18 protein-coding genes are annotated in these 20,195 nt (G+C 64.7%); 16 read left to right on the top strand and 2 right to left on the bottom strand.

All coding sequences use genetic code 11. The features are described 5' to 3' along the window. Positions 1-66: 66 nt before the first annotated feature. The 16 genes from G6R19_RS07235 (at position 67) to G6R19_RS07310 (ending at position 18,551) form a co-directional block, all read left to right on the top strand. Positions 67-1,131, top strand: coding sequence for a tRNA (adenine-N1)-methyltransferase (locus G6R19_RS07235; RefSeq protein WP_163163734.1), 1,065 nt, complete (start codon positions 67-69; stop codon positions 1,129-1,131). Positions 1,132-1,213: 82 nt separating this feature from the next. After that, entirely contained in the window at positions 1,214-2,965 is a 1,752-nt protein-coding gene (arc, locus tag G6R19_RS07240; RefSeq protein WP_163163736.1) for a proteasome ATPase, read from the top strand. Further along, positions 2,962-4,635: a depupylase/deamidase Dop gene (gene dop, locus G6R19_RS07245; protein ID WP_163163738.1), complete on the top strand. Its 1,674-nt coding sequence runs from the start codon at positions 2,962-2,964 to the stop codon at positions 4,633-4,635. Before arc ends, dop begins: the two co-directional genes overlap by 4 nt. Before the next feature lie 84 nt (positions 4,636-4,719). Continuing rightward, positions 4,720-4,923, top strand: a complete 204-nt coding sequence (locus tag G6R19_RS07250) for a ubiquitin-like protein Pup (protein WP_141941378.1) — start codon at positions 4,720-4,722, stop codon at positions 4,921-4,923. 80 nt (positions 4,924-5,003) lie between these two features. After that, on the top strand, positions 5,004-5,825 hold the full coding sequence (prcB, locus tag G6R19_RS07255; protein ID WP_163163739.1) for a proteasome subunit beta: 822 nt from the start codon (positions 5,004-5,006) through the stop codon (positions 5,823-5,825). A gap of 1 nt (position 5,826) precedes the next feature. Continuing rightward, positions 5,827-6,537, top strand: coding sequence for a proteasome subunit alpha (gene prcA, locus G6R19_RS07260; protein ID WP_163163741.1), 711 nt, complete (start codon positions 5,827-5,829; stop codon positions 6,535-6,537). An 8-nt stretch (positions 6,538-6,545) separates the two neighbouring features. Further along, positions 6,546-7,910: a Pup--protein ligase gene (gene pafA / locus G6R19_RS07265; RefSeq protein ID WP_163163743.1), complete on the top strand. Its 1,365-nt coding sequence runs from the start codon at positions 6,546-6,548 to the stop codon at positions 7,908-7,910. A 113-nt stretch (positions 7,911-8,023) separates the two neighbouring features. Further along, positions 8,024-8,950 (top strand): FKBP-type peptidyl-prolyl cis-trans isomerase, encoded by a 927-nt coding sequence (locus tag G6R19_RS07270; protein ID WP_163163745.1) that lies wholly within the window; start codon positions 8,024-8,026, stop codon positions 8,948-8,950. 75 nt (positions 8,951-9,025) lie between these two features. Beyond that, complete coding sequence (locus G6R19_RS07275; RefSeq protein WP_066275847.1) at positions 9,026-9,421, top strand: FKBP-type peptidyl-prolyl cis-trans isomerase; 396 nt, start codon at positions 9,026-9,028, stop codon at positions 9,419-9,421. 103 nt (positions 9,422-9,524) lie between these two features. Then, positions 9,525-11,531 (top strand): WYL domain-containing protein, encoded by a 2,007-nt coding sequence (locus G6R19_RS07280; protein WP_163163747.1) that lies wholly within the window; start codon positions 9,525-9,527, stop codon positions 11,529-11,531. Positions 11,532-11,541: 10 nt separating this feature from the next. Beyond that, on the top strand, positions 11,542-11,889 hold the full coding sequence (locus tag G6R19_RS07285; protein WP_163163748.1) for a hypothetical protein: 348 nt from the start codon (positions 11,542-11,544) through the stop codon (positions 11,887-11,889). Between the two features lie 32 nt (positions 11,890-11,921). Continuing rightward, positions 11,922-12,194 (top strand): Sec-independent protein translocase subunit TatA, encoded by a 273-nt coding sequence (gene tatA, locus G6R19_RS07290; RefSeq protein WP_104997977.1) that lies wholly within the window; start codon positions 11,922-11,924, stop codon positions 12,192-12,194. A gap of 48 nt (positions 12,195-12,242) precedes the next feature. Beyond that, positions 12,243-13,037 carry a twin-arginine translocase subunit TatC gene (gene tatC, locus G6R19_RS07295; RefSeq protein WP_163163750.1) on the top strand — a complete coding sequence of 265 codons (795 nt, stop codon included), beginning with the start codon at positions 12,243-12,245 and terminating at the stop codon, positions 13,035-13,037. A 20-nt stretch (positions 13,038-13,057) separates the two neighbouring features. Further along, positions 13,058-15,988 (top strand): DEAD/DEAH box helicase, encoded by a 2,931-nt coding sequence (locus G6R19_RS07300; protein WP_163163752.1) that lies wholly within the window; start codon positions 13,058-13,060, stop codon positions 15,986-15,988. Between the two features lie 51 nt (positions 15,989-16,039). After that, a complete protein-coding gene (locus tag G6R19_RS07305; RefSeq protein WP_163163754.1) occupies positions 16,040-17,698 on the top strand; it encodes an amidohydrolase family protein in 1,659 nt (552 codons plus the stop codon). Between the two features lie 109 nt (positions 17,699-17,807). Then, complete coding sequence (locus tag G6R19_RS07310; protein WP_163163756.1) at positions 17,808-18,551, top strand: polyprenol monophosphomannose synthase; 744 nt, start codon at positions 17,808-17,810, stop codon at positions 18,549-18,551. A gap of 97 nt (positions 18,552-18,648) precedes the next feature. Here the strand turns inward: G6R19_RS07310 and G6R19_RS07315 are convergent, their stop codons facing one another. Both G6R19_RS07315 and G6R19_RS07320 read right to left on the bottom strand, forming a co-directional pair. After that, positions 18,649-18,996: an RNA polymerase-binding protein RbpA gene (locus G6R19_RS07315; RefSeq protein WP_013600997.1), complete on the bottom strand. Its 348-nt coding sequence runs from the start codon at positions 18,994-18,996 to the stop codon at positions 18,649-18,651. 247 nt (positions 18,997-19,243) lie between these two features. Beyond that, complete coding sequence (locus G6R19_RS07320) at positions 19,244-20,188, bottom strand: SPFH domain-containing protein (RefSeq protein WP_163163758.1); 945 nt, start codon at positions 20,186-20,188, stop codon at positions 19,244-19,246. Positions 20,189-20,195: the final 7 nt, after the last annotated feature.

The raw sequence follows: 20,195 nt of genomic DNA on the forward strand, positions 1-20,195 counted from the left end.
GAAGCCACAATGTCCTTAAGGACATTGGCGCGGGGGCACCACAGTTTTACAGGAGCGAGGAAAATCATGAGCAGCGAAACTGCCGTCAACGAAGCCACAGCAGCAGCCCAGTCCGGTGTTGCCGCCAGCGGCTCGCAGCCGGTGGGAGCTGCCCGTCGCCGCGGTCCCTTCCGGGAAGGCGAACGCGTGCAGTTGACCGACGAGCGGGGGCGCATGAACACGATCACCCTCGAAAGTGGCGGTGCTTTCCATACCCACCGCGGTTTCCTGAACCACGATGACATCATCGGCAAGGTTGACGGCTCGGTAGTGGTCAACAACGTGGGCCAGCAGTACCAGACCCTGCGCCCGCTGCTCTCCGATTTCGTCCTCTCCATGCCCCGCGGAGCTGCCGTGGTGTACCCGAAGGATGCCGGGCAGATCGTTACCATGGCCGACATCTTCCCCGGTGCCCGGGTAGTGGAAGCAGGGGTTGGCTCCGGCGCCCTCTCCATCTCGCTGCTCCGCGCTGTGGGAGACAACGGCTACCTGCACTCTTTTGAACGGCGTGAAGAATTCGCGGACATCGCCCGTGGAAACGTCGAGACGATCTTCGGCGGCCCGCACCCTGCCTGGCAGATCTCCCTTGGCGACTTCCAGGAGGAAGTGGTGCGCAGCGAGGCCCCGGGCTCCGTGGACCGCGTGGTCCTGGACATGCTCGCGCCCTGGGAGTGCCTCGATGCCGTGGCTACGGTCCTGGCCCCGGGCGGCGTGTGGATCAATTACGTGGCTACCGTCACCCAGCTCTCAAGGACAGCGGAGGCCATTCGCGCCGACGGCCGGTTTACTGAGCCGGACGCCTGGGAGTCCATGGTCCGTGGCTGGCACCTCGAGGGCCTCGCCGTCCGCCCCGACCACCGCATGGTGGCCCACACCGGCTTCCTGCTGGTCACCCGCCGGCTGGCCGACGGCGTCACAGGCATCTCGGTCAAACGGCGCCCCTCGAAGACAGACTTTAACGAGGAGGACGTCAACGCCTGGACGCCGGGCGCTGTGGGGGAGCGGCTGGTCTCGGACAAAAAGCTTCGGCGCGCCGCCCGCGATGCCATTGCGGGCACAAACGTCAAGGACACGCCGGACATCACGAACTAGTCCATATTTCGGGAGTCTCCCACCCTACCTGCCATCTTGGGACTAAGGTCTTAATAGAAGCGCAGGAAGGGGCTGATACATCATGGAGACGCCAAACCAGGACTCCGGACGTACACCGGCAGAGCAGTCTGCCGCCAACGACCTCTCGGTTGCCGACCGCCAGGTCAACATCCTTAGGGACAAGCTCAGGCACATCGACCGCCAGTTGGCTGCGGCAACGCAGAACAATACCAAGCTGGTCACGATGCTTGAGGCCGCGAAGGCCGAGATTCTCCGGCTGAAGAACGCGTTGGACCAGGAAGGACAACCTCCCTACAGCTTCGGCACCATTCTCCAGCTGAACCCGCGGAGGCAGCCCTCGCCAGGCAGCAGCGGGCAGGCGGCCACGGAAGAATCAGTGGACATCTTCAACGCCGGCCGGAAAATGCGGGTGGGCATCAGCCCGCTGGTGAACATCAACCAGCTGGCCGTGGGCCAGGAAGTCCTCCTCAACGAGGCGCTCCTCGTCGTCGCCGGGCTCGGTTACGAGCGGGCGGGCGAACTGGCCACCCTGAAGGAGATGCTCGGCTCGGACCGCGTTCTCGTGGTGGGCCGGGCGGATGAGGAACGGGTGGTCCGGCTTTCCGGTGCGCTGCTCGCCGAAAAGCTCCGGGTGGGCGATGCCCTCTCCATCGACTCGAGGACCGGCTACGCGCTGGAGAAAGTGCCGCGGTCCGAGGTGGAGAACCTGGTCCTCGAAGAGGTCCCCGACATTACGTACGAGGACATCGGTGGACTGGGACCGCAGATCGAACAGATCCGCGACGCCGTCGAACTGCCCTTCCTGCATCCGGACCTTTACCGGGAACACGGCCTGAAGGCGCCCAAGGGCATCCTGCTTTACGGCCCTCCCGGCTGCGGCAAGACCCTCATCGCCAAGGCCGTGGCCAATTCACTGGCTGCCCGTGCCGCGGAGCGGTCCGGAAACGTGGACCTGAAAAGCTACTTCCTGAACATCAAGGGCCCGGAACTCCTGGACAAGTACGTAGGCGAAACGGAGCGCCACATCCGGCTCATCTTCTCCCGCGCCCGGGAAAAGGCGTCAGACGGCAGCCCCGTCGTGGTCTTTTTTGACGAGATGGACTCGCTGTTCCGCACCCGCGGCACAGGGATTTCGTCCGACGTCGAAACCACCATCGTGCCCCAGCTGCTCAGCGAGATCGATGGGGTGGAGCGGCTCGACAACGTCATCGTGATCGGCGCGTCCAACCGTGAGGACATGATCGACCCGGCCATCCTTCGGCCCGGCCGGCTGGATGTTAAGGTCAAGATCCACCGCCCGGATGCCGAGGCTGCTGCGGACATCTTCAACAAGTACATCACTCCGGACCTGCCGTTCCACGAGTCCGACCTCGCCGAGCACGACGGTGACGTCCAGGCAACGGTGGACGCCATGGTCCAGCGCACGGTGGAAGCCATGTACTCCACGGACAAGTCGAACGAGTTCCTGGAAGTCACGTACGCGAACGGTGACACCGAGATGCTGTACTTCAAGGACTTCAACTCCGGCGCCGTAGTGCAGAACGTCGTGGACCGGGCGAAAAAGTACGCCATCAAGGATCTGCTGACCACCCACCAGAAGGGGCTGCGGATCGAGCACCTGCTGCGGGCCGTGGTGGACGAGTTCCGTGAACACGAGGACATGCCCAATACCACCAATCCGGACGACTGGGCCCGGATCTCCGGCAAGAAGGGTGAACGGATCACCTACATCCGCACCATCGTTCAGGGCAAAGCCGGCCAGGAGCCTGGAAAGTCGATCGAAACAATGCCGACCACAGGGCAGTATCTATGACGGCTGCGCAGGAACCTGCCGCCGGGGGAGCCCTCCCCGTAGGCGGGGCCTTGCGGGTCATGGGAGCAGAAACCGAATACGGCATCCATGCCCCGTCCGCTCCGTCGGCGAACGCCACCATGATGAGCGCGAGGGTGGTTCAGGCATATGCCCAGGTGACCCGCCAGCGTGCCGCAGGCGGGGCGGAAACGCGGTGGGACTACACCGACGAGGAACCCCTCCATGACGCACGGGGCTGGACGGTGGACAGGGGATCCGCGCACCCCAGCCAGCTGACCGACCAGCCGCCGGTGCTGGACGCGGAAGCCGTTGCGCTGGCCTACGGCCGGGAGGAACTCGAACTCGACGGGCAGGATGAGTCCGGCACCCTCCTGATGAACATGGTCCTCGGCAACGGAGCCAGGTTATACGTTGACCACGCCCATCCGGAGTATTCAAGCCCTGAGGTGACGAACCCCCGTGATGCCGTCACGTGGGATGCTGCCGGCGACCTCGTGGCGCTGGCCTCGGTGCGGCGGCTGTCCGCTGATCCCGACCTGCCACCGGTGAACCTCTACAAGAACAACACAGACAACAAATCGGTGTCCTACGGGTCCCACGAGAACTACCTCATGCCCCGCTCAGTTCCGTTCGGGGATATCGTCCGCGGGTTGACGCCCTTCTTCGTCAGTCGCCAGATCCTGTGCGGGTCCGGCCGGGTGGGGATCGGACAGGACGCTTCCACCCCCGGCTACCAGATCAGCCAGCGGGCGGATTTCTTCGAGGCCGAGGTGGGCCTCGAAACCACCATCCGGCGTCCCATCATCAACACCCGGGACGAACCGCACTCCACCGCGGACAAATACCGCCGCCTGCACGTCATCATCGGCGATGCCAACCTCAGCCAGGTTTCCAACTACCTGAAGTTCGGGACAACGGCCATGGTCCTCAGCCTTATCGAAGCCGGGCTCGCGCCAAAGATCGAGGTGTACGAACCGGTGGCCGCCCTGCAAACTGTCAGCCACGACACCTCCCTTACTGCGACACTTCGGTTGCTGGACGGCAGGCGTGTCACAGCCCTTGACCTCCAGTGGATGTATCACGAAGCCGCTGCAAAGCTGGCACAGGACACCGGGGTCGGTGATGCCGTGGACGGCGATGGCCACACCCACGACGTGCTGGACCGGTGGGCCACCGTCCTCACCCAACTGGACAGCGACCGGGCAGCGGCTGCCCGGTCCGTTGAGTGGGTCGCAAAGCTCTCGCTCCTTGAGGGCTACCGCGAACGTGACGGCCTGGAGTGGAGCGACGCCCGGCTTGGGCTGGTTGACCTTCAGTGGGCCGACATCAGGCCGGAAAAAGGCCTTTACTACCGCTTCCTCGCCAGGAACCGCGTGGACAGGATTGTCGACGACGGCGCCATAGCGGCTGCCGTGGGTGAGCCGCCGCCGGACACCCGTGCGTTCTTCCGGGGCAAGTGCATCAGCAGCTTCGGCAAGGACGTGGTGGGGGCCAGCTGGGACTCGGTCATCTTCGACGTTCCGGGCTACGGCAGGCTTCAGCGGGTGCCCACCCGGGAACCCCTTCGGGGAACCAAAGCCCTGACCGGAGCGTTATTTGAGCGCTACCGGGAAGCAGGCCCCTTCCTCGCGGAACTCCTGGGACACAACAGAACTCCGCCTGCGGCATAAACCGCGCCGGAAGGCCTGCATCGTGGCAGGATTGGCATATCGGAGGATCCGCCGGATCCGACGGCAGGAAAGGGAGAGGTAAAGATGGCAGGCCAGGAGCAGCAGCAGCCGCAATCGCGCGATACCCAGGTCGACGAGGACATTCCCGAGGCCCCGCCCGCGCCGCCCGAAGCGCAGGCATCAGCATCAACCGAAGGCGTGGATGACCTCCTCGACGAGATCGACGGAGTGCTCGAATCCAACGCCGAGGAGTTCGTGCGCGCCTTCGTCCAAAAAGGCGGCCAGTAACCCGGACCGGTGGGTGGCGGATGCCGCGGACGGCCGGAATCTGTACCGACGTTGAAGAACTACGTTCAAGGAGTGCATGAGTGCAGGAATCAACCGCCAACCAGGTAGCCGCCAACGCCACCTCGTCCTTCACGGAACATCTGCAGCGGGACCGGCCGGAACTCCTGCCGTATAACAGGGGGCATCAGGCCACCGTGCCCGGGACCCCACCGCTGCAGGTTCCGCATGCCACCACCATTGTGGCCATGAGCTACGCCGGCGGTGTGCTGATGGCCGGGGACCGGCGGGCCACCATGGGCAACGTGATAGCCAGCAGGCACATTGAAAAAGTCTTCCCTGCCGACCGTTATTCCGTCCTCGGCATCGCCGGCACTGCCGGCATAGCGATTGACCTCACCCGACTGTTCCAGGTGGAACTGGAACACTACGAGAAAATAGAGGGCACCCTCCTCAGCCTGGAAGGTAAAGCCAACAGGCTGGGAGCGATGATCCGCGGCAACCTGCCCCTCGCCATGCAGGGACTCGCTGTGGTGCCGCTCTTCGCCGGCTTTGATACCAGCGCCGGCGTGGGAAGGCTGTTCTCCTATGACGTTACGGGGGGCCGGTACGAGGAACATGAGCACCATACGGTCGGTTCAGGCTCTGTTTTTGCCCGGGGCGCCCTGAAAAAGCTGTGGCGTCCAAACCTGAGCGAGGCTGAAGCGGTGTCCATCGCCGTCGAGGCCCTCTACGACGCCGCCGACGACGATTCCGCCACGGGCGGACCGGATACCGTACGCCAACTTTGGCCTGTCATTTACACGGTGGACAGGGCGGGCGCACGGCGGGTAGCCGAGAACGTTCTCGCGGCGGCCGCTGGGAACATCATCGAGGCCCGCACCAACGCCGGACGTGAGGCCTGAGATGACGCAGCAGTTTTACGTATCGCCAGAGCAGCTGATGAAGGACCGTGCGGATTTCGCACGGAAGGGAATAGCCCGAGGCAGGTCAGTTGCGGTCATCAGCTGCGCGGACGGCATTGCCCTGGTCGCCGAGAACCCCTCCCCGTCCCTGCATAAGATCGGCGAGATTTACGACAAGATCGCATTCGCGGCTGTCGGGAAGTACAACGAATTCGAAAGCCTCCGGCAGGCCGGCGTCAGGTACGCGGACGTCCGCGGCTACTCCTATGACCGCGAGGACGTTACCGCCCGCGGCCTCGCCAGCGTCTATGCACAAAGTCTCGGCGCAGTATTTACCGCCGAGCAGAAGCCATTCGAGGTTGAACTCGCAGTGGCGGAGGTAGGCCCCACCCAGGCCGAGGACCACCTCTACCGCCTGACTTTCGACGGCTCCATTGCAGACGAGCACCAGTTTGTTGTGATGGGCGGCCAGGCAGACAAGGTGTCCTCAGCCATCGATCAGGGCTGGCGGAGTTCAATGAGCTTTGCAGACGCCTTGCGGCTTGCCATGGCAGCACTGGTTCCGGCCACCGAGACCGGCGAACAGCCAAAGGCATTGCCTGTACAGGCCGTGGAAGTTGCCGTGCTGGACAGGTCATCGGAGAGCTCGCGGGGTTCGCGGCGCGCCTTCCGCAGGCTCGACGACGCGGATATCACTGCATTGCTGGCCTAGGAGGACAGATGGACAAGAGAATCTTCGGTATCGAAACGGAATTCGGGATTTCGTATTCCAGCCCCGACTCGAGGCCTCTTGCCCCGGAGGAGGTGGCCCGGTACCTCTTCCGCAAGGTGGTCAGCTGGGGCCGTTCATCCAACGTCTTCCTCACCAACGGCTCGAGGCTGTACCTCGATGTCGGCTCCCATCCCGAATACGCCACGGCCGAGTGTGACGACCTCGCGCAGCTCATCGCACATGACCGGGCAGGGGAGCTGATTCTCGACGACCTCGTGGACGAGGCGCAGGCCCGCCTCGGGGCTGAGGGCTTCAACGGCACGGTCTATTTGTTCAAGAACAACACTGACTCCGCCGGGAACTCCTACGGCAGCCATGAGAATTACCTGATTCCCCGCCGCGGTGAATTTTCCCGGCTGGCCGAGATCCTGATTCCCTTCCTGGTCACCCGGCAGCTCATCGCCGGCGCCGGGAAAATCCTGAAGACCCCGCACGGTGCAACTTTCGCCTTCTCCCAGCGGGCGGACCATATCTGGGAAGGGGTCTCCTCGGCCACGACCCGGTCCCGCCCCATCATCAACACCCGCGACGAACCGCACGCGGATGCCGAGTTCTACCGCCGACTGCACGTCATCGTCGGCGATTCGAACATGTCCGAAGCCACGGCCCTGATGAAGGTGGGCACCGTTGACCTGGTCCTGAGAATGATCGAGGCAGGGGTCATCATGCGGGACATGCGGATGGAAAACCCCATCCGCAGCATCCGCGAAATCTCCCACGACCTCAGCGGCCGGGCACTGGTCCGCCTCGCCAACGGGCGCCAGCTTACCGCTTTGGAAATCCAGCAGGAGTACCTCACCAAAGTAACTGCCTTCGTCAAAGAGCACGGTGCCCACAACGCCCATGTCCCGGTGATCCTCGACCTCTGGGAACGTACGCTGAAGGCCATCGAAAGCGGCGACACGCGGGGCATCGACACCGAGATTGACTGGGCCATCAAAAAGAAGCTGATGGACAACTACCGGGAACGCCACGGGCTCGGGCTGGACGCCCCACGGATAGCCCAGCTTGACCTGACGTACCACGACATCTCCCGCAGCCGCGGCCTCTACTACCTGCTTCAGGGCCGCGGGGCCGTCCGGCGGATTGTGGACGACACAGTTATCAAGGACGCCGTTGACGCGCCGCCGCAGACCACGCGCGCAAAGCTTCGCGGTGACTTTGTCCGGCGGGCGCAGGAGTTGGGCCGGGACTACACCGTGGACTGGGTGCACCTGAAACTGAACGACCGGGCACACCAGACAATCCTGTGCAAGGATCCGTTCCGCAGCGTCGATGATCGCGTGGATGCCCTTCTCGACTCTATGGGCTGACACCCAGCTTCAGGGGCTATTCTGGATAGGGCCCATTAAAGGCCCTGCCGCGGTGCCGCCCGCCCGAGTTGCGGACCACCGCCTCCATCTTGCCCCGACGAAAGTTCTCTTACGTGCGCCGACTACTAGCAATCCTTCTTCCCGCTCTGCTGCTGTTGACCGCCTGCGGCGGTTCAACCGCGGAGCCGGAACCCACCAGCAAGTCCGCTGGCGAGACTGCAAAGTTCGACTCCCTCAAACTGACCGAAAACGGGGACAAAAAAGCTCCGGGCGTGGAGTTCACCAAGCCGCTGGAAGTGGCAGAACCCACCGTCAAGGTGGTCACAGAGGGCGACGGCGACCGCGTGAAGGCGAACCAGATCGCCAACATCTCCATCCTCGCCCTGAACGGTACGGATGGATCCACTCTCGAGGACACGTTCGCCAGCGAGCCCGAGCCCTTGGAGCTCAACGAGGAATTGAAGACCGGCAGCGAAGTCATCTACAACGCGTTTGTGGGCGCCAAGGTTGGTTCCACCCTCGCACTTGCCGTTCCCGGCCAGGCCGCTGCCGCTGGCGGCGAAGCCCAGCCCACGCAGCTGCTGGTGATCAAGGTTCTTTCCGCCTCCGACGTCACCCCGGTGCTTGAGAAGCCCGAAGGTGAGACAGTCACCCCGCCTGCCGGGCTGCCCACCGTCACTGAGAAAGACGGCGTTCCGGAGATTTCTGTCGAAGGAGTTGCTGCTCCCACCGCCTTGGTCTCCCAGGACCTCATCAAGGGCAACGGCGCCACTGTCAAGGAGTCCGACACCCTGACGGTGAACTACGTGGGCGTCAACCTGGTGGGCGGAACGAAGTTCGACTCGAGCTTCGACCGTGGCGAGCCCGCCTCCTTCCCCCTTACCGGCGTCATCAAGGGCTGGACCCAGGGCCTGGCCGGCAAGACCGTAGGCTCACGCGTCCTGCTGGTGATCCCCAAGGACCTGGCCTACGGCGACGCCGGCCAGGGCGAAGCCAAGGGTGATCTTGTCTTCGTAGTGGACATCCTCGGAGCCAAGTAGCAACAATGGCAACAGGCCCGGCCACCGCCGCGGCATCCAAGCAACACACCAACTACAGGACATCAAGGAGCAACCATGTCTTTTGGACAGCGGGAATTTGACCGCCAGAAGCCCGAAATCGACTTCCCCGAGGGCGACGTTCCCACGGAACTCGTCATCACCGACCTCATCGAGGGGGACGGCCGCGAAGCAAAGGCCGGAGATACCGTTTCCACCCACTACGTCGGAGTCGCCTGGTCCACGGGTGAGGAATTCGACGCCTCCTGGGGCCGCGGCGCACCGCTGGACTTCCGGGTGGGAGTGGGACAGGTCATCCAGGGCTGGGACCAGGGCCTCCTGGGCATGAAGGTTGGCGGCCGTCGCCGCCTCGAAATCCCCTCCGAGCTTGCCTACGGTTCCCGTGGCGCCGGTGGGGCCATCGCTCCCAACGAAGCCCTGATCTTCGTGGTTGACCTCGTGGGCGTTCGCTGACCCCAGCAGCAATCCGTGCGGAGCGCGGCAGCAACAGGACCATCACATCCTGTTGCTGCCGCGCTTCCTGCGTTACGGCGCGGAGTTTAGTAACGTAACGAGGGTGTCCGCATCCCGTACTGAACGCCTCCTGAACCTGCTGATCGCCCTGCTCAACACGAGGTACGGCCTGCGCCGGAACGAACTGCGCGAAACGATCTACCGCGACACCCCCGGCAACGAGGCATCCTTTGGCCGCATGTTCGAACGGGACAAAAGCGATCTTCGCAAATTCGGCTTCGACGTCGAGACGCTGACGGACCTGGGCTGGAGCGAGGATGATCCCGCCACCACCCGCTACCGGATCGGCAAGGAATCCAACCGCTTGCCGGACGTCCAGCTCGGGCCGGAGGAGTGGACGGTACTTCTCCTGGCCTCCCAGTTGTGGGAGCGAGCAGCACTGGGCACAGCCGCACAGAGCGCGTTGCGGAAGCTCCAGGCCTCCGGAGCGATGGCCGACGTCCAACTGCCGGCAGGGGTCCAGCCCAGGATCAAACCCGCCGGCCAGGCCTTCGACGACCTTGTTGCCGCGATGCACGCCAAGCACCCCGTCACGTTCACCTATCTTGCAGGCAGTACCGGAACTGAGGAACAACGGACGGTTGAGCCCTGGGGGCTCGGAAGCCGCTTCGGGCACTGGTACCTTGCCGGCTACGACCGGGCACGGAAGGCACCCCGCCATTTCCGCCTGTCCCGCTTCACCAGCGCGGTGACCATCCTCGAGCGGGAGCAATTCACCCCGCCGCGCGACTTCAACATCCGGCAGGAACTGGACCGCCTGCCGGAACTGCCGCTGCGCACCGCCGTCGTGGACGTCCGAAAAGGGCGGCTGCTGGCACTGCGCGGCCGTGCTGTCGCGCAGGACGTTGCGCTGGAAGCTGCACAGGGCAGCGGCGCCCCAGAACCACCTGGAACGGGCTACGAGCGGATCAGCCTGGAGTACCGGGACCCGGAGGTCCTGGCCGAAGAGCTCGCTTCCTACGGCCCTGACGCTTTGGCAGTGGCTCCCGCCGAACTCGCCGACGCCGTCCGACGCAGGCTTCGCGCCGCAGCAGAGTTCAGCGCCGCCCCTGTCCCCACATTCAGGTTCGCCAGCGCTCCCTCCCGGCCCGTCCGCGCGCGCACCTCGGAGGACCAGCTCAAGCGGATGCTCCAGCTGGTGCCCTTCCTGGTCCACAACCAGGGCCTGCACATCGAGGACGTCGCACACCGCTTCGGGATCAGCAGGAAGGAACTGGAGGATGATCTGCAAATCCTCATTTGTTCAGGCCTTCCGGAGGGATATCCCGACGATTTGCTGGACATCCAGTGGGAGGACGATCACGTCTACATCACCCAGGACCTGGACCTGACCAAACCCGTCCGCTTCACCGTGGAGGAGGCCTGCGCACTCCTGACCGGGCTGGAGACGCTCAACGGGCTGCCGGAGGTAGCAGAGGGCGGCGCCCTGGAATCGGTGACGCTCAAGCTCCTGGCGGCCGCGGGCGAGGAAGGGCTCCGGGCAGCTTCCCTTGCCGGCCCGGAAATGGCACCGGCAGATGCCGCGACACACTCCACGGTACGGCAAGCCATCGAGTCCGGATCCCAGCTGCGCCTGACGTACCTGGCCCCGCAACGGGACAGCGTCTCGGAACGCGACGTCGACCCGCTCCGCCTCTATTCGCTGGACAACATCTGGTACTTCGAGGCCTACTGCCATTCCGTTGAAGGGCTGCGGAATTTCCGGCTGGACCGCGTCCAGGACCTCCATCCGAACGGGCGGCCGGTGCCGGCCGGAACAACCCCCGCCGAGGGGGTTCCGGCGAAGCTCTTCACCGCCAGGGACGACGATACGGTCGTTACCGTCCAGCTCACCCGGCAGGGGAGGGGGTTGGCCGACGACTATTACGCGGAACGTACGGCCGAGCTCGACGACGGCGGGCTGGTTGCTGATATCCGGTTCGGCAACACCGCCTGGCTTCCGATGTTCGTGGCCCAGCATGGCGGTTCCGCCCGGATCCTGGCCCCGGTGGAACTGGCCGACGCGGCCGGCACATGGCTGGCGGCGTCCCTGGCCCGGTACGGCGGCTAGACTTCTCAGCATGCCTTGGTGGTCCTGGATTTTGATATGGGTAGCGCTTGTTGCGCTCTCGCTTCTCCTCTACGTCTTTTTGGGCTTCCGGCTGTTCCGCCAGTTCATGGCCACGCTCAAGGACTTGGGGGCAGCCGGTGAAAAACTGGGGCAGTTGGGCCCCACCGAGCAGCCGGACGTGTCCCCGGATCCAGCGAAGCCGCAGCCGGGTTCCGCAGTTTTTGCCTCCCCGACCGTCATGCGACATGATTACGAGGCATCCAAGTCGTCCCGACGGGAAGAACGCCGCCTCAAACGAGTGCAGCGCAAGGCGGACCGGGGTCAGCCGCAGGCGCTCGGCGATCTGGACTTCACATAGAAGTAAAATGTACTTAGACGAAAGGATTTCCCGTGGGAAGACTGTTTGATGGCCCCTGGCCCATCGTAATTATCATCGTTGTTGCTTTGCTTCTTTTTGCCGCGCCCAAACTTCCGGCGATGGCACGCAGCCTGGGCCAGTCCATGCGGATTATCAAATCCGAGGTCAAGGAAATGAAGAACGACGGCAAGACCGACTCCACTGACGCCTCCGGTCCGGTGGAGGGCACCATCGTCAACCACCCCAAGGCGAAGCCCGGCGAGCCGACAGACGGCACTGACGTTCCGCCGTCGAACCGCGCCTGACCCCCAGTGGCACTGTCGCGGGCCCGTAAAGCCAACCCCGAAGGGCGCATGGCTCTTTGGGACCACCTCAAGGAGCTGAAAAACCGGCTGATCAAGTCGGCTATCGGCGTCGTCATTGGCGGCATCGGAGGCTGGATACTTTACGATCCGCTGCTGAAGGCGCTGGCCGATCCGGTCAACCGCATCTCCCAGCAAACCGGCGGGCTCTCGGCGATCAACTTCGGAACCATCGCCTCGCCGTTCGACTTCAAGCTCCAGATGTCGCTCCTGATTGGGGTGGTCATTTCCAGTCCCATCTGGATCTACCAGCTGTGGGCGTTCATCACCCCGGGCCTGACCTCCAAGGAGCGTCGGTACACCCTCGGGTATATGGCGGCCGCCGTCCCGTTGTTCCTTGCCGGTATCTGGGCAGGATGGCTCGTGGTGCCGCAGGTGGTCCGGGCACTGACACAGTTCACGCCGGACGGCTCATCCAGCGTGATTGATGCGCGCACGTACATTGAGTTCGTGACGCGAATGGTCCTGGTGCTGGGGATCGCTTTCCTGGTCCCCGTGGTGCTGGTGGGCATCAACATGGCCGGTGTTATCTCCGGCCAAACCATCCTCAAGGCCTGGCGCATCACTGTGTTCCTGGTGTTTGTCCTGGCGGCTATTGCTGCTCCGGGCGCCGACGCCATCTCCATGTTTATGCTCGCCGGCCCGCTGCTGGTGCTCTTTTTCGCGGCCATCGGGATCTGCCTGATGAATGACAAGCGCAGGGAGCGCCGCCAGGCCAAGCGCATGGCCGAGACTGATGCCACAGCGGACATCGCCACCCCGGGCAGTGAGCTGAAGAACCTCTAGGCTCCTATTAGGCTTGGGTTATGTCCTCCAACGACGGTTCGTTCCAGCCCAGGCCATTCCCGACCGGCCCCAGCGATCCTGAAGAGTTATCGCCGGCCGAGAGGTACCGTGCCAGCGCCGAACGAAGGGCAGAAGCGGCCACCTACCTCGGTGCTTTCTCCCGCACCCTGGACTTCGAGCTCGACGACTTCCAGCGCCAAGCCTGCCGTTCCCTGCAGGAGGGCAGGGGCGTGCTGGTCGCAGCGCCCACCGGGGCCGGAAAAACCATCGTTGGCGAGTTCGCGATCTACCTGGCGCTCCAACGGGGCCTGAAGGCGTTTTACACCACACCCATCAAGGCGCTGAGCAACCAGAAGTTCACCGAGCTCAGTGACAAGTATGGCGCCGACAGTGTGGGCCTGCTGACCGGCGACACCAGCATCAACGGTGATGCCCCCGTGGTGGTAATGACCACAGAGGTCCTGCGCAACATGCTCTACGCCGATTCGGCAACCCTTGGCGACCTGGGCTACGTGGTGATGGACGAGGTGCACTACCTTGCCGACCGCTTCCGCGGCGCGGTCTGGGAAGAGGTCATCATCCACCTCCCCAGCGAAGTGCAGGTGGCCTCCCTCAGCGCCACCGTGTCCAATGCCGAGGAATTCGGCGCCTGGCTTGATACCGTCCGCGGCGATACAGACATCATTGTGTCCGAACACCGGCCCGTGCCGCTGTGGCAGCACGTTATGGTGGGCCGCCAGATCATGGACCTCTTTGCCGGCGAAACCACCTTCGACGAGATCGCTCCACCGGTGGACTCCGACGAGGCTCAAGAGAACTCCAGCAAGGACAGGGCAAAGAGCCGGGGCTTCGACGTCAACCCCGATCTCCTCACCGTGGCCCGCAGCGAAAGCATGCAGAGCTTCCGCGCCCGGTCTGCGCCCAACGGCCGCGGCCAGCGCGGCAGGCGCGGGAACGACCGGCCGGGCCGGGGCGGAGACGAACGGGGTGTGCGGCCGGCCAGCCGGCCCCAGGTGATCGCAAGCCTTGACCGCATGGACCTCCTGCCGGCCATCACCTTCATCTTCTCCCGCGCCGGTTGTGACGCTGCCGTTGCCCAATGCGTCGGTTCCGGACTGTGGCTCACCACGGAAAAAGAGCAGCGGATCATCGCCGAGCGCGTGGACGAGGCCGGCCATGACATTCCCCCGGACGACCTGGACGTTCTGGGCTTCTGGACCTGGCGGGACGGCCTCCTTCGCGGTTTCGCGGCGCACCACGCCGGGATGCTGCCCACGTTCAAGGAAGTAGTGGAAAAGCTCTTCGCGGACGGCCTGGTGAAGGCCGTTTTCGCCACCGAGACACTTGCCCTTGGCGTCAACATGCCGGCCCGGTCCGTTGTGCTCGAAAAACTGGACAAGTTCAACGGTGAAGCGCACGTGGACATCACTGCGGGGGAGTACACCCAGCTGACCGGCCGCGCCGGCCGCCGCGGCATCGACGTCGAAGGCCACGCTGTGGTGCTGTGGCAGCCGGGTACGGACCCGACGGCGGTCGCAGGCCTGGCGTCACGGCGTACCTACCCCCTGAATTCCAGCTTCAGGCCCACCTACAACATGAGCATCAACCTCCTGGCCCAATTCGGCCGGGTCAGGGCCCGCGAGATCCTGGAGTCCTCCTTCGCCCAGTTCCAGGCCGACCGCTCTGTGGTCGGCCTGGCACGGCAGGTCCGCAGCCGCGAGGAATCGCTGGCCGGCTACGCGAAATCGATGACCTGCCACCTCGGGGACTTCACGGAGTACGCGCGGTTGCGCCGGGAGCTCTCCGACGCCGAGAATGCCACCTCCCGCACCAAGTCACGGGCCCGGAAGTCGCTCAGCGATGATTCGCTGGCGCGTCTGCTTCCCGGCGACGTTGTGCACGTTCCGGGCGGCCGGGCCCCTGGTCCCGCGATTGTGCTGAGCTCGGACCACAGCAGCCGGGAGCCGCGCCCTGCCGTGCTGACCCTGGACAACCAGCTGCGCCGCATCGGGACCGATGACCTGGAAGGTCCCATCGCACCGGTCACGCGCATCCGCATCCCCAAGTCCTTCAACGCCAAGGTTCCCAAGTCCCGGCGCGACCTCGCATCCTCGGCCCGGAACGCGCTGCGGGAAAACCGCCCGCCTGCACCCGGCAACAACCGCAACAACGACTTCGGCCTCGCCACCGCCCTGCCGAACCAGGAAAAACGGATCGCCGACCTTCGACGGGCACTGCGCGCCCACCCCTGCCACGGGTGCAGCGAACGGGAGGACCATGCCCGCTGGTCGGAACGCTGGTGGAAGCTCCGGCGGGAAACGGATGGGCTGGTCCGGCAGATCCAGGGCCGCACCAACACCATCGCCAAGACGTTCGACCGGGTCTGCGACGTCCTGTCCTCCTACGGCTACCTTGAACCGACTACCGACGGCAGACTGATCATCAGCTCCGACGGGCAGAGGCTGCGGCGGATTTACGGCGAAAAGGACCTGCTGATTTCCCAATCCCTTCGGCTGGGCGCCTTCAATGACCTTGACGCCGCGGAGATCGCGGCCCTTGCCAGCGTCCTGGTGTACCAGGCCAAGCGCGAGGACCGGGGGCTGCGCCCGCGGATGCCGAGCGTCTCCCTGGAGACCTCGGTGGACATCGTGGTGCGCGAATGGTCTGCCCTGGAGGATACGGAAGAGGAAAACAAGCTTCCGTTGACCGGCGAACCCGAGCTGGGCCTGGTGTGGCCGATCTACAAGTGGGCACGTGGCCGGCACCTGCAGGACGTCCTGAGCGGCACCGATCTTGCGGCCGGAGACTTCGTCCGCTGGGTGAAGCAGGTGGTTGACCTGCTGGACCAGCTCGCAAAGATCCCTGGCCTGGATCCCCGCCTCGCACGCCTTTGCTCCGACGCCATCTCGCTGATCCGCCGCGGCGTCGTGGCCTACTCTTCCGTTCTCTGACCTACCGCCCGCTGCTGCGGGCCGTCCTATTTCCAGGAGTTCTGCTTACCTATGCCCCGTCCCGAAGACCTGCCCGGATCCCGTGCCAAGACCAGCCCGGTACTTTATCGCAACGGCTCTGTCTACACAGCCGCCGACCCCTTTGCCACCGCCATGCTTGTGGACGGAGACACGGTGGCGTGGGTGGGATCCGAACAGGCAGCTACCTCCATTGCGGACAGCTCAATGGACATCATCGACCTCCGCGGCGCGCTGGTTGCCCCCGGCTTCGTGGACTCCCACATGCACCTGACCGAAACAGGAATCGCTTTGGATTCCATGGCGCTGCAGAAAGCCAGCTCTGCACGTGAACTTTTGGACGCCGTGGCCGCCGTCCCCGGCGATGGTCCGGTCCTGGGCCACGGCTGGGATGAAAGCACCTGGGCCGATGCCAGCCTGCCAAGCGCGGAGGAACTCGAGCGGGCTTCCGGAGGCCGCCCGGTGTACCTGTCCCGCGTTGATGTCCACTCAGCCCTGGTCTCGGCGTCGCTGGCAGACTCGGCAGGCCTCCGCAGCCTGGATGGCTTCGACGGCGGCCCCATGGTTCGGCGGGCCGCGCACGCAGCAGCCCGGCAGGCAACGCGCCGGCTCCCCGAGGACGTGCTCCGGGGGCACCAGCGCCGGGCCCTCACTGAGGCTGCCGCCAACGGCTACGTGGCAGTCGTTGAGATCGGCGCTCCGCACATAGGGGGTCCCGGGGATCTCAGGATGGCAGGTAGCTGGAACAGCGACAACGGGGGAGTACCAGCGCCTGAAGTACTGCCGTACTGGGGTGAACTGGCGACGTCCGAAGAGCACGCCCGCAGCATTCTTGATCAGCTGGGGGTTGGCGTCCGGGGCCTGGCCGGCGACCTGAACATCGACGGCTCCATAGGATCACGGACGGCGGCCCTGAGGGCCGGTTACAGCGACGCCCCCGAGGAGTTGGGCAGCCTGTACTTGAGTGTTGAGGAAGCAGCAGCGCATCTTGCTGCCTGTTCCCTCGTGGGGATCCAGGGCGGTTTCCACGTTATTGGGGACGCCGGGCTGGATGCCGCACTGAAGGCCTTGGAGCTGGCGGCGGCCGAGGTGGGGGAGCAGCGGGTCCGGGCTGCGGGCCACCGGTTTGAGCACGTGGAAATGGTGGATGCCGCCGCCATCGCAACGCTTGCCCGCTACGCCGTGACGGTGAGTGCCCAACCTGCGTTCGATGCTGCATGGGGCGGTCCCGGAGGACTGTACGAGAAGCGGCTGGGGGAGCGGGGCAGGGCCATGAATCCCTTTGCCAGTCTCTACTCAGCCGGCGTTCCGGTGTGCTTCGGCAGTGACAGCCCCGTGACCCCGCTGCGCCCCTGGTCCAGCGTCAGGGCCTGCGTGGAGCACCGCAATGAGGATGAACGGATTTCCGCGCGCGCGGCTTTCCTTGGCCACACCCGGGCCGGGTGGCGGGCAGCCAAATATCCCAATCCCATGGCGGGCCAGCTCGTCCCCGGAGCTCCGGCCAGCTTCGCCGTCTGGGAGGTCGAGGAACTGATGGTCCAGGTGGCCGACGGCAGGGTGCAGTCCTGGAGCACCGATCCGAGGGCCCGGACACCGTTGCTGCCGGCGCTGGACACCGGCTCGGACCCGGTTTGCCTGCAGACCGTGAAGGAAGGTTCTGAACTGTACTCCAGCCCTTCCCTGCGTTCCTGACACCCCGTTCCCGACCCCTGTGCCGCCCGCCCTATAATGGGTAGCTGCGCCTGCCAGCGATTTCGCTCGTCCGCGGGTGCACCGACCGTTCCCACCAGGAAGGCTCTCTGTGCGCGTCCTTACCATCATCCCTACCTACAACGAGCTGGAATCGCTGCCGATCACCCTGCAGCGGCTCCGCGCAGCCGTACCGGCCTCGGACGTGCTGGTAGTGGATGACAACAGCCCTGACGGCACGGGCCGGCTGGCCGACGGGATCGCAGCCGAGGACGCCCAGGTGCATGTCCTGCACCGTAAGGGCAAGGAAGGGCTGGGCGCCGCCTACATCGCCGGCTTCAAGTGGGGGCTGGACGCCGGTTACGACGTTCTGGTGGAAATGGACGCCGACGGTTCCCACCAGCCCGAACAGTTGCCCCAGCTCCTCGAGGCCATTGACCAGGGCGCCGACCTTGCCATGGGTTCGCGCTGGGTCCCCGGCGGAAGCGTGGTGAACTGGCCGTTGTACCGGCAGGCCATCTCGCGGGTGGGAAGCACCTATGCCCGCCTCATGCTGGGCCTGCAGATCAAGGACGTCACGGGCGGCTACCGCGCCTTCCGCAGGACCACGCTGGAAAAGCTCAACCTGGACCAGGTGGACTCAGTGGGCTACGGCTTCCAGGTCGACCTCGCCTGGCGGGTTTCCCGCATGGGCCTTCGGATCGAGGAACGGCCCATCACCTTTGTGGAGCGCGAACTCGGCGCCTCCAAAATGAGCGGCAACATCGTGGTGGAGGCAATGATCAACGTCACCAAGTGGGGGCTCCAGGCCCGTTGGAATACCCTCATGCGCAAGAAGGCGTCCGCGCAGCCGTAACTGCTGAAGCCCGCGCCTGCCAAGAAGCGGCAGCGCGGCAAAAGCAAGGGCCGTCCCCCACGGAATGGGGGACGGCCCTTGGTGCATTTTCGGGGTGCTAGGCGGAGCGGCGCTCTCCGCGGCGTTCGCGCAGGATGGTCAGCCGATCCTCCAGGATCTGCTCCAGCTCCGGAAGCGAGCGGCGTTCCAGCAGCATGTCCCAGTGCGTGCGGACGGCCTTGTCATTGCTGGTGTCCGGGCGTTCGCCGTCGACCAGGAGGGCTTCCTTGCCGGTCTTGGAAACCCAGACCGGGGGAATCTCCGCCTCGGAAGAGAACGTTACGAAGACCTGCTCGCCGTCCTCGCACCGGTACTCGACGCGCTGGCGCGGAGCCGGCTCGACTCCGGACTCGGTCTCCATGCTCTGCGCACCAAGGCGCATGCCCCGCAGGCTGCGATCGCTCATGTTTTCTCCCTCTGATCGGTTCGCGGAGTAAGACCCCGCGCAAGCCGGTGGCTAAAAAGCACCTCCGGACTACTGTGTGCTCTGTGCTGCATCTTAAGATTCAACGCATCGCGAAGCTTGGTTGTTCCAGCGGATCTGCTCCTGCCGGACAAATACCCAATTATACGGGTGTCATGCCATCCGGGCCAAAATGGAGGGGATCCGCAATTGCTGCGGATCCCCTTAAGGTGCCTTCCCGGCCTTGAGCCTATGGCTCGGAGGTCTTGGCTCCGACTTCGTCGAACAACCCCGCGGCGGCCGGATCAGGGTTGGTTCCCCCCAGGGCGTTGCCGATTCCCTTGAGGGCTTCGCCGACTTCGCTGGGAATGATCCACAGCTTGTTGGAAGAACCCTCCGCGAGCTTTGGAAGGGTCTGCAGGTATTGGTATGCCAGCAGTTTCTGGTCCGGGTTGCCCTTGTGGATGGCGTCAAAGACCTTCTGGATGGCCTGGGCCTCGCCGTCGGCACGCAGGATGGCGGCTTTGGCGTCGCCTTCGGCCGCCAGGATGGACGCCTGCCGCTGGCCTTCGGCCGTCAGGATGGCTGACTGCTTGGTGCCTTCGGCAGTAAGGATGGCGGCGCGGCGGTCCCGCTCCGCGCGCATCTGCTTCTCCATCGAGTCCTGGATGGAGTGGGGCGGGTCGATGGCCTTGAGCTCCACGCGGGAAACGCGGATGCCCCAGCGGCCGGTTGCCTCGTCCAGGACGCCGCGCAGCTGGCCGTTGATCTGGTCTCGCGAGGTGAGCGCCTCTTCGAGGTTCAGGCCGCCCACAACGTTGCGCAGCGTGGTGGTGGTCAGCTGCTCGACCGCCTGGATGTAGTTGGCGATCTCGTAGGTAGCCGCCCGCGGATCCGTGACCTGGAAGTAGACCACGGTGTCGATGGAGACCACCAGGTTGTCCTCAGTGATTACCGGCTGCGGAGGGAACGACACCACCTGTTCGCGGAGATCCAGCAACGGCAGGAGCCGGTCCACGAACGGGATCAGGATGGTCAGCCCTGGATTAAGCGTGCGCTGGTACTTGCCCAGCCGTTCCACCACGCCTGCGCGGGCCTGCGGAATGATCCGCACCGACCGGACCAGCACGATAATCACAAACACGATCAGGACCACCAGCACAATGGCCAATGCAGTTCCTCCTGCGTTATCCATACATCTC

The sequence above is a fragment of the Arthrobacter sp. Alg241-R88 genome (genome assembly GCF_900537115.1).
Classification (GTDB): Bacteria; Actinomycetota; Actinomycetes; order Actinomycetales; family Micrococcaceae; genus Arthrobacter.

Excerpts from the sequence above, each read along its gene's own strand:
- G6R19_RS07235 (WP_163163734.1), top strand. The coding sequence starts at position 67 with ATGAGCAGCGAAACTGCCGTCAACGAAGCCACAGCAGCAGCCCAGTCC.
- arc (WP_163163736.1), top strand. The coding sequence starts at position 1,214 with ATGGAGACGCCAAACCAGGACTCCGGACGTACACCGGCAGAGCAGTCT.
- dop (WP_163163738.1), top strand. The coding sequence starts at position 2,962 with ATGACGGCTGCGCAGGAACCTGCCGCCGGGGGAGCCCTCCCCGTAGGC.
- G6R19_RS07250 (WP_141941378.1), top strand. The coding sequence starts at position 4,720 with ATGGCAGGCCAGGAGCAGCAGCAGCCGCAATCGCGCGATACCCAGGTC.
- prcA (WP_163163741.1), top strand. The coding sequence starts at position 5,827 with ATGACGCAGCAGTTTTACGTATCGCCAGAGCAGCTGATGAAGGACCGT.
- pafA (WP_163163743.1), top strand. The coding sequence starts at position 6,546 with ATGGACAAGAGAATCTTCGGTATCGAAACGGAATTCGGGATTTCGTAT.
- G6R19_RS07275 (WP_066275847.1), top strand. The coding sequence starts at position 9,026 with ATGTCTTTTGGACAGCGGGAATTTGACCGCCAGAAGCCCGAAATCGAC.
- G6R19_RS07285 (WP_163163748.1), top strand. The coding sequence starts at position 11,542 with ATGCCTTGGTGGTCCTGGATTTTGATATGGGTAGCGCTTGTTGCGCTC.
- tatC (WP_163163750.1), top strand. The coding sequence starts at position 12,243 with ATGGCTCTTTGGGACCACCTCAAGGAGCTGAAAAACCGGCTGATCAAG.
- G6R19_RS07300 (WP_163163752.1), top strand. The coding sequence starts at position 13,058 with ATGTCCTCCAACGACGGTTCGTTCCAGCCCAGGCCATTCCCGACCGGC.
- G6R19_RS07305 (WP_163163754.1), top strand. The coding sequence starts at position 16,040 with ATGCCCCGTCCCGAAGACCTGCCCGGATCCCGTGCCAAGACCAGCCCG.
- G6R19_RS07315 (WP_013600997.1), bottom strand. The coding sequence starts at position 18,996 with ATGAGCGATCGCAGCCTGCGGGGCATGCGCCTTGGTGCGCAGAGCATG.
- G6R19_RS07320 (WP_163163758.1), bottom strand. The coding sequence starts at position 20,188 with ATGGATAACGCAGGAGGAACTGCATTGGCCATTGTGCTGGTGGTCCTG.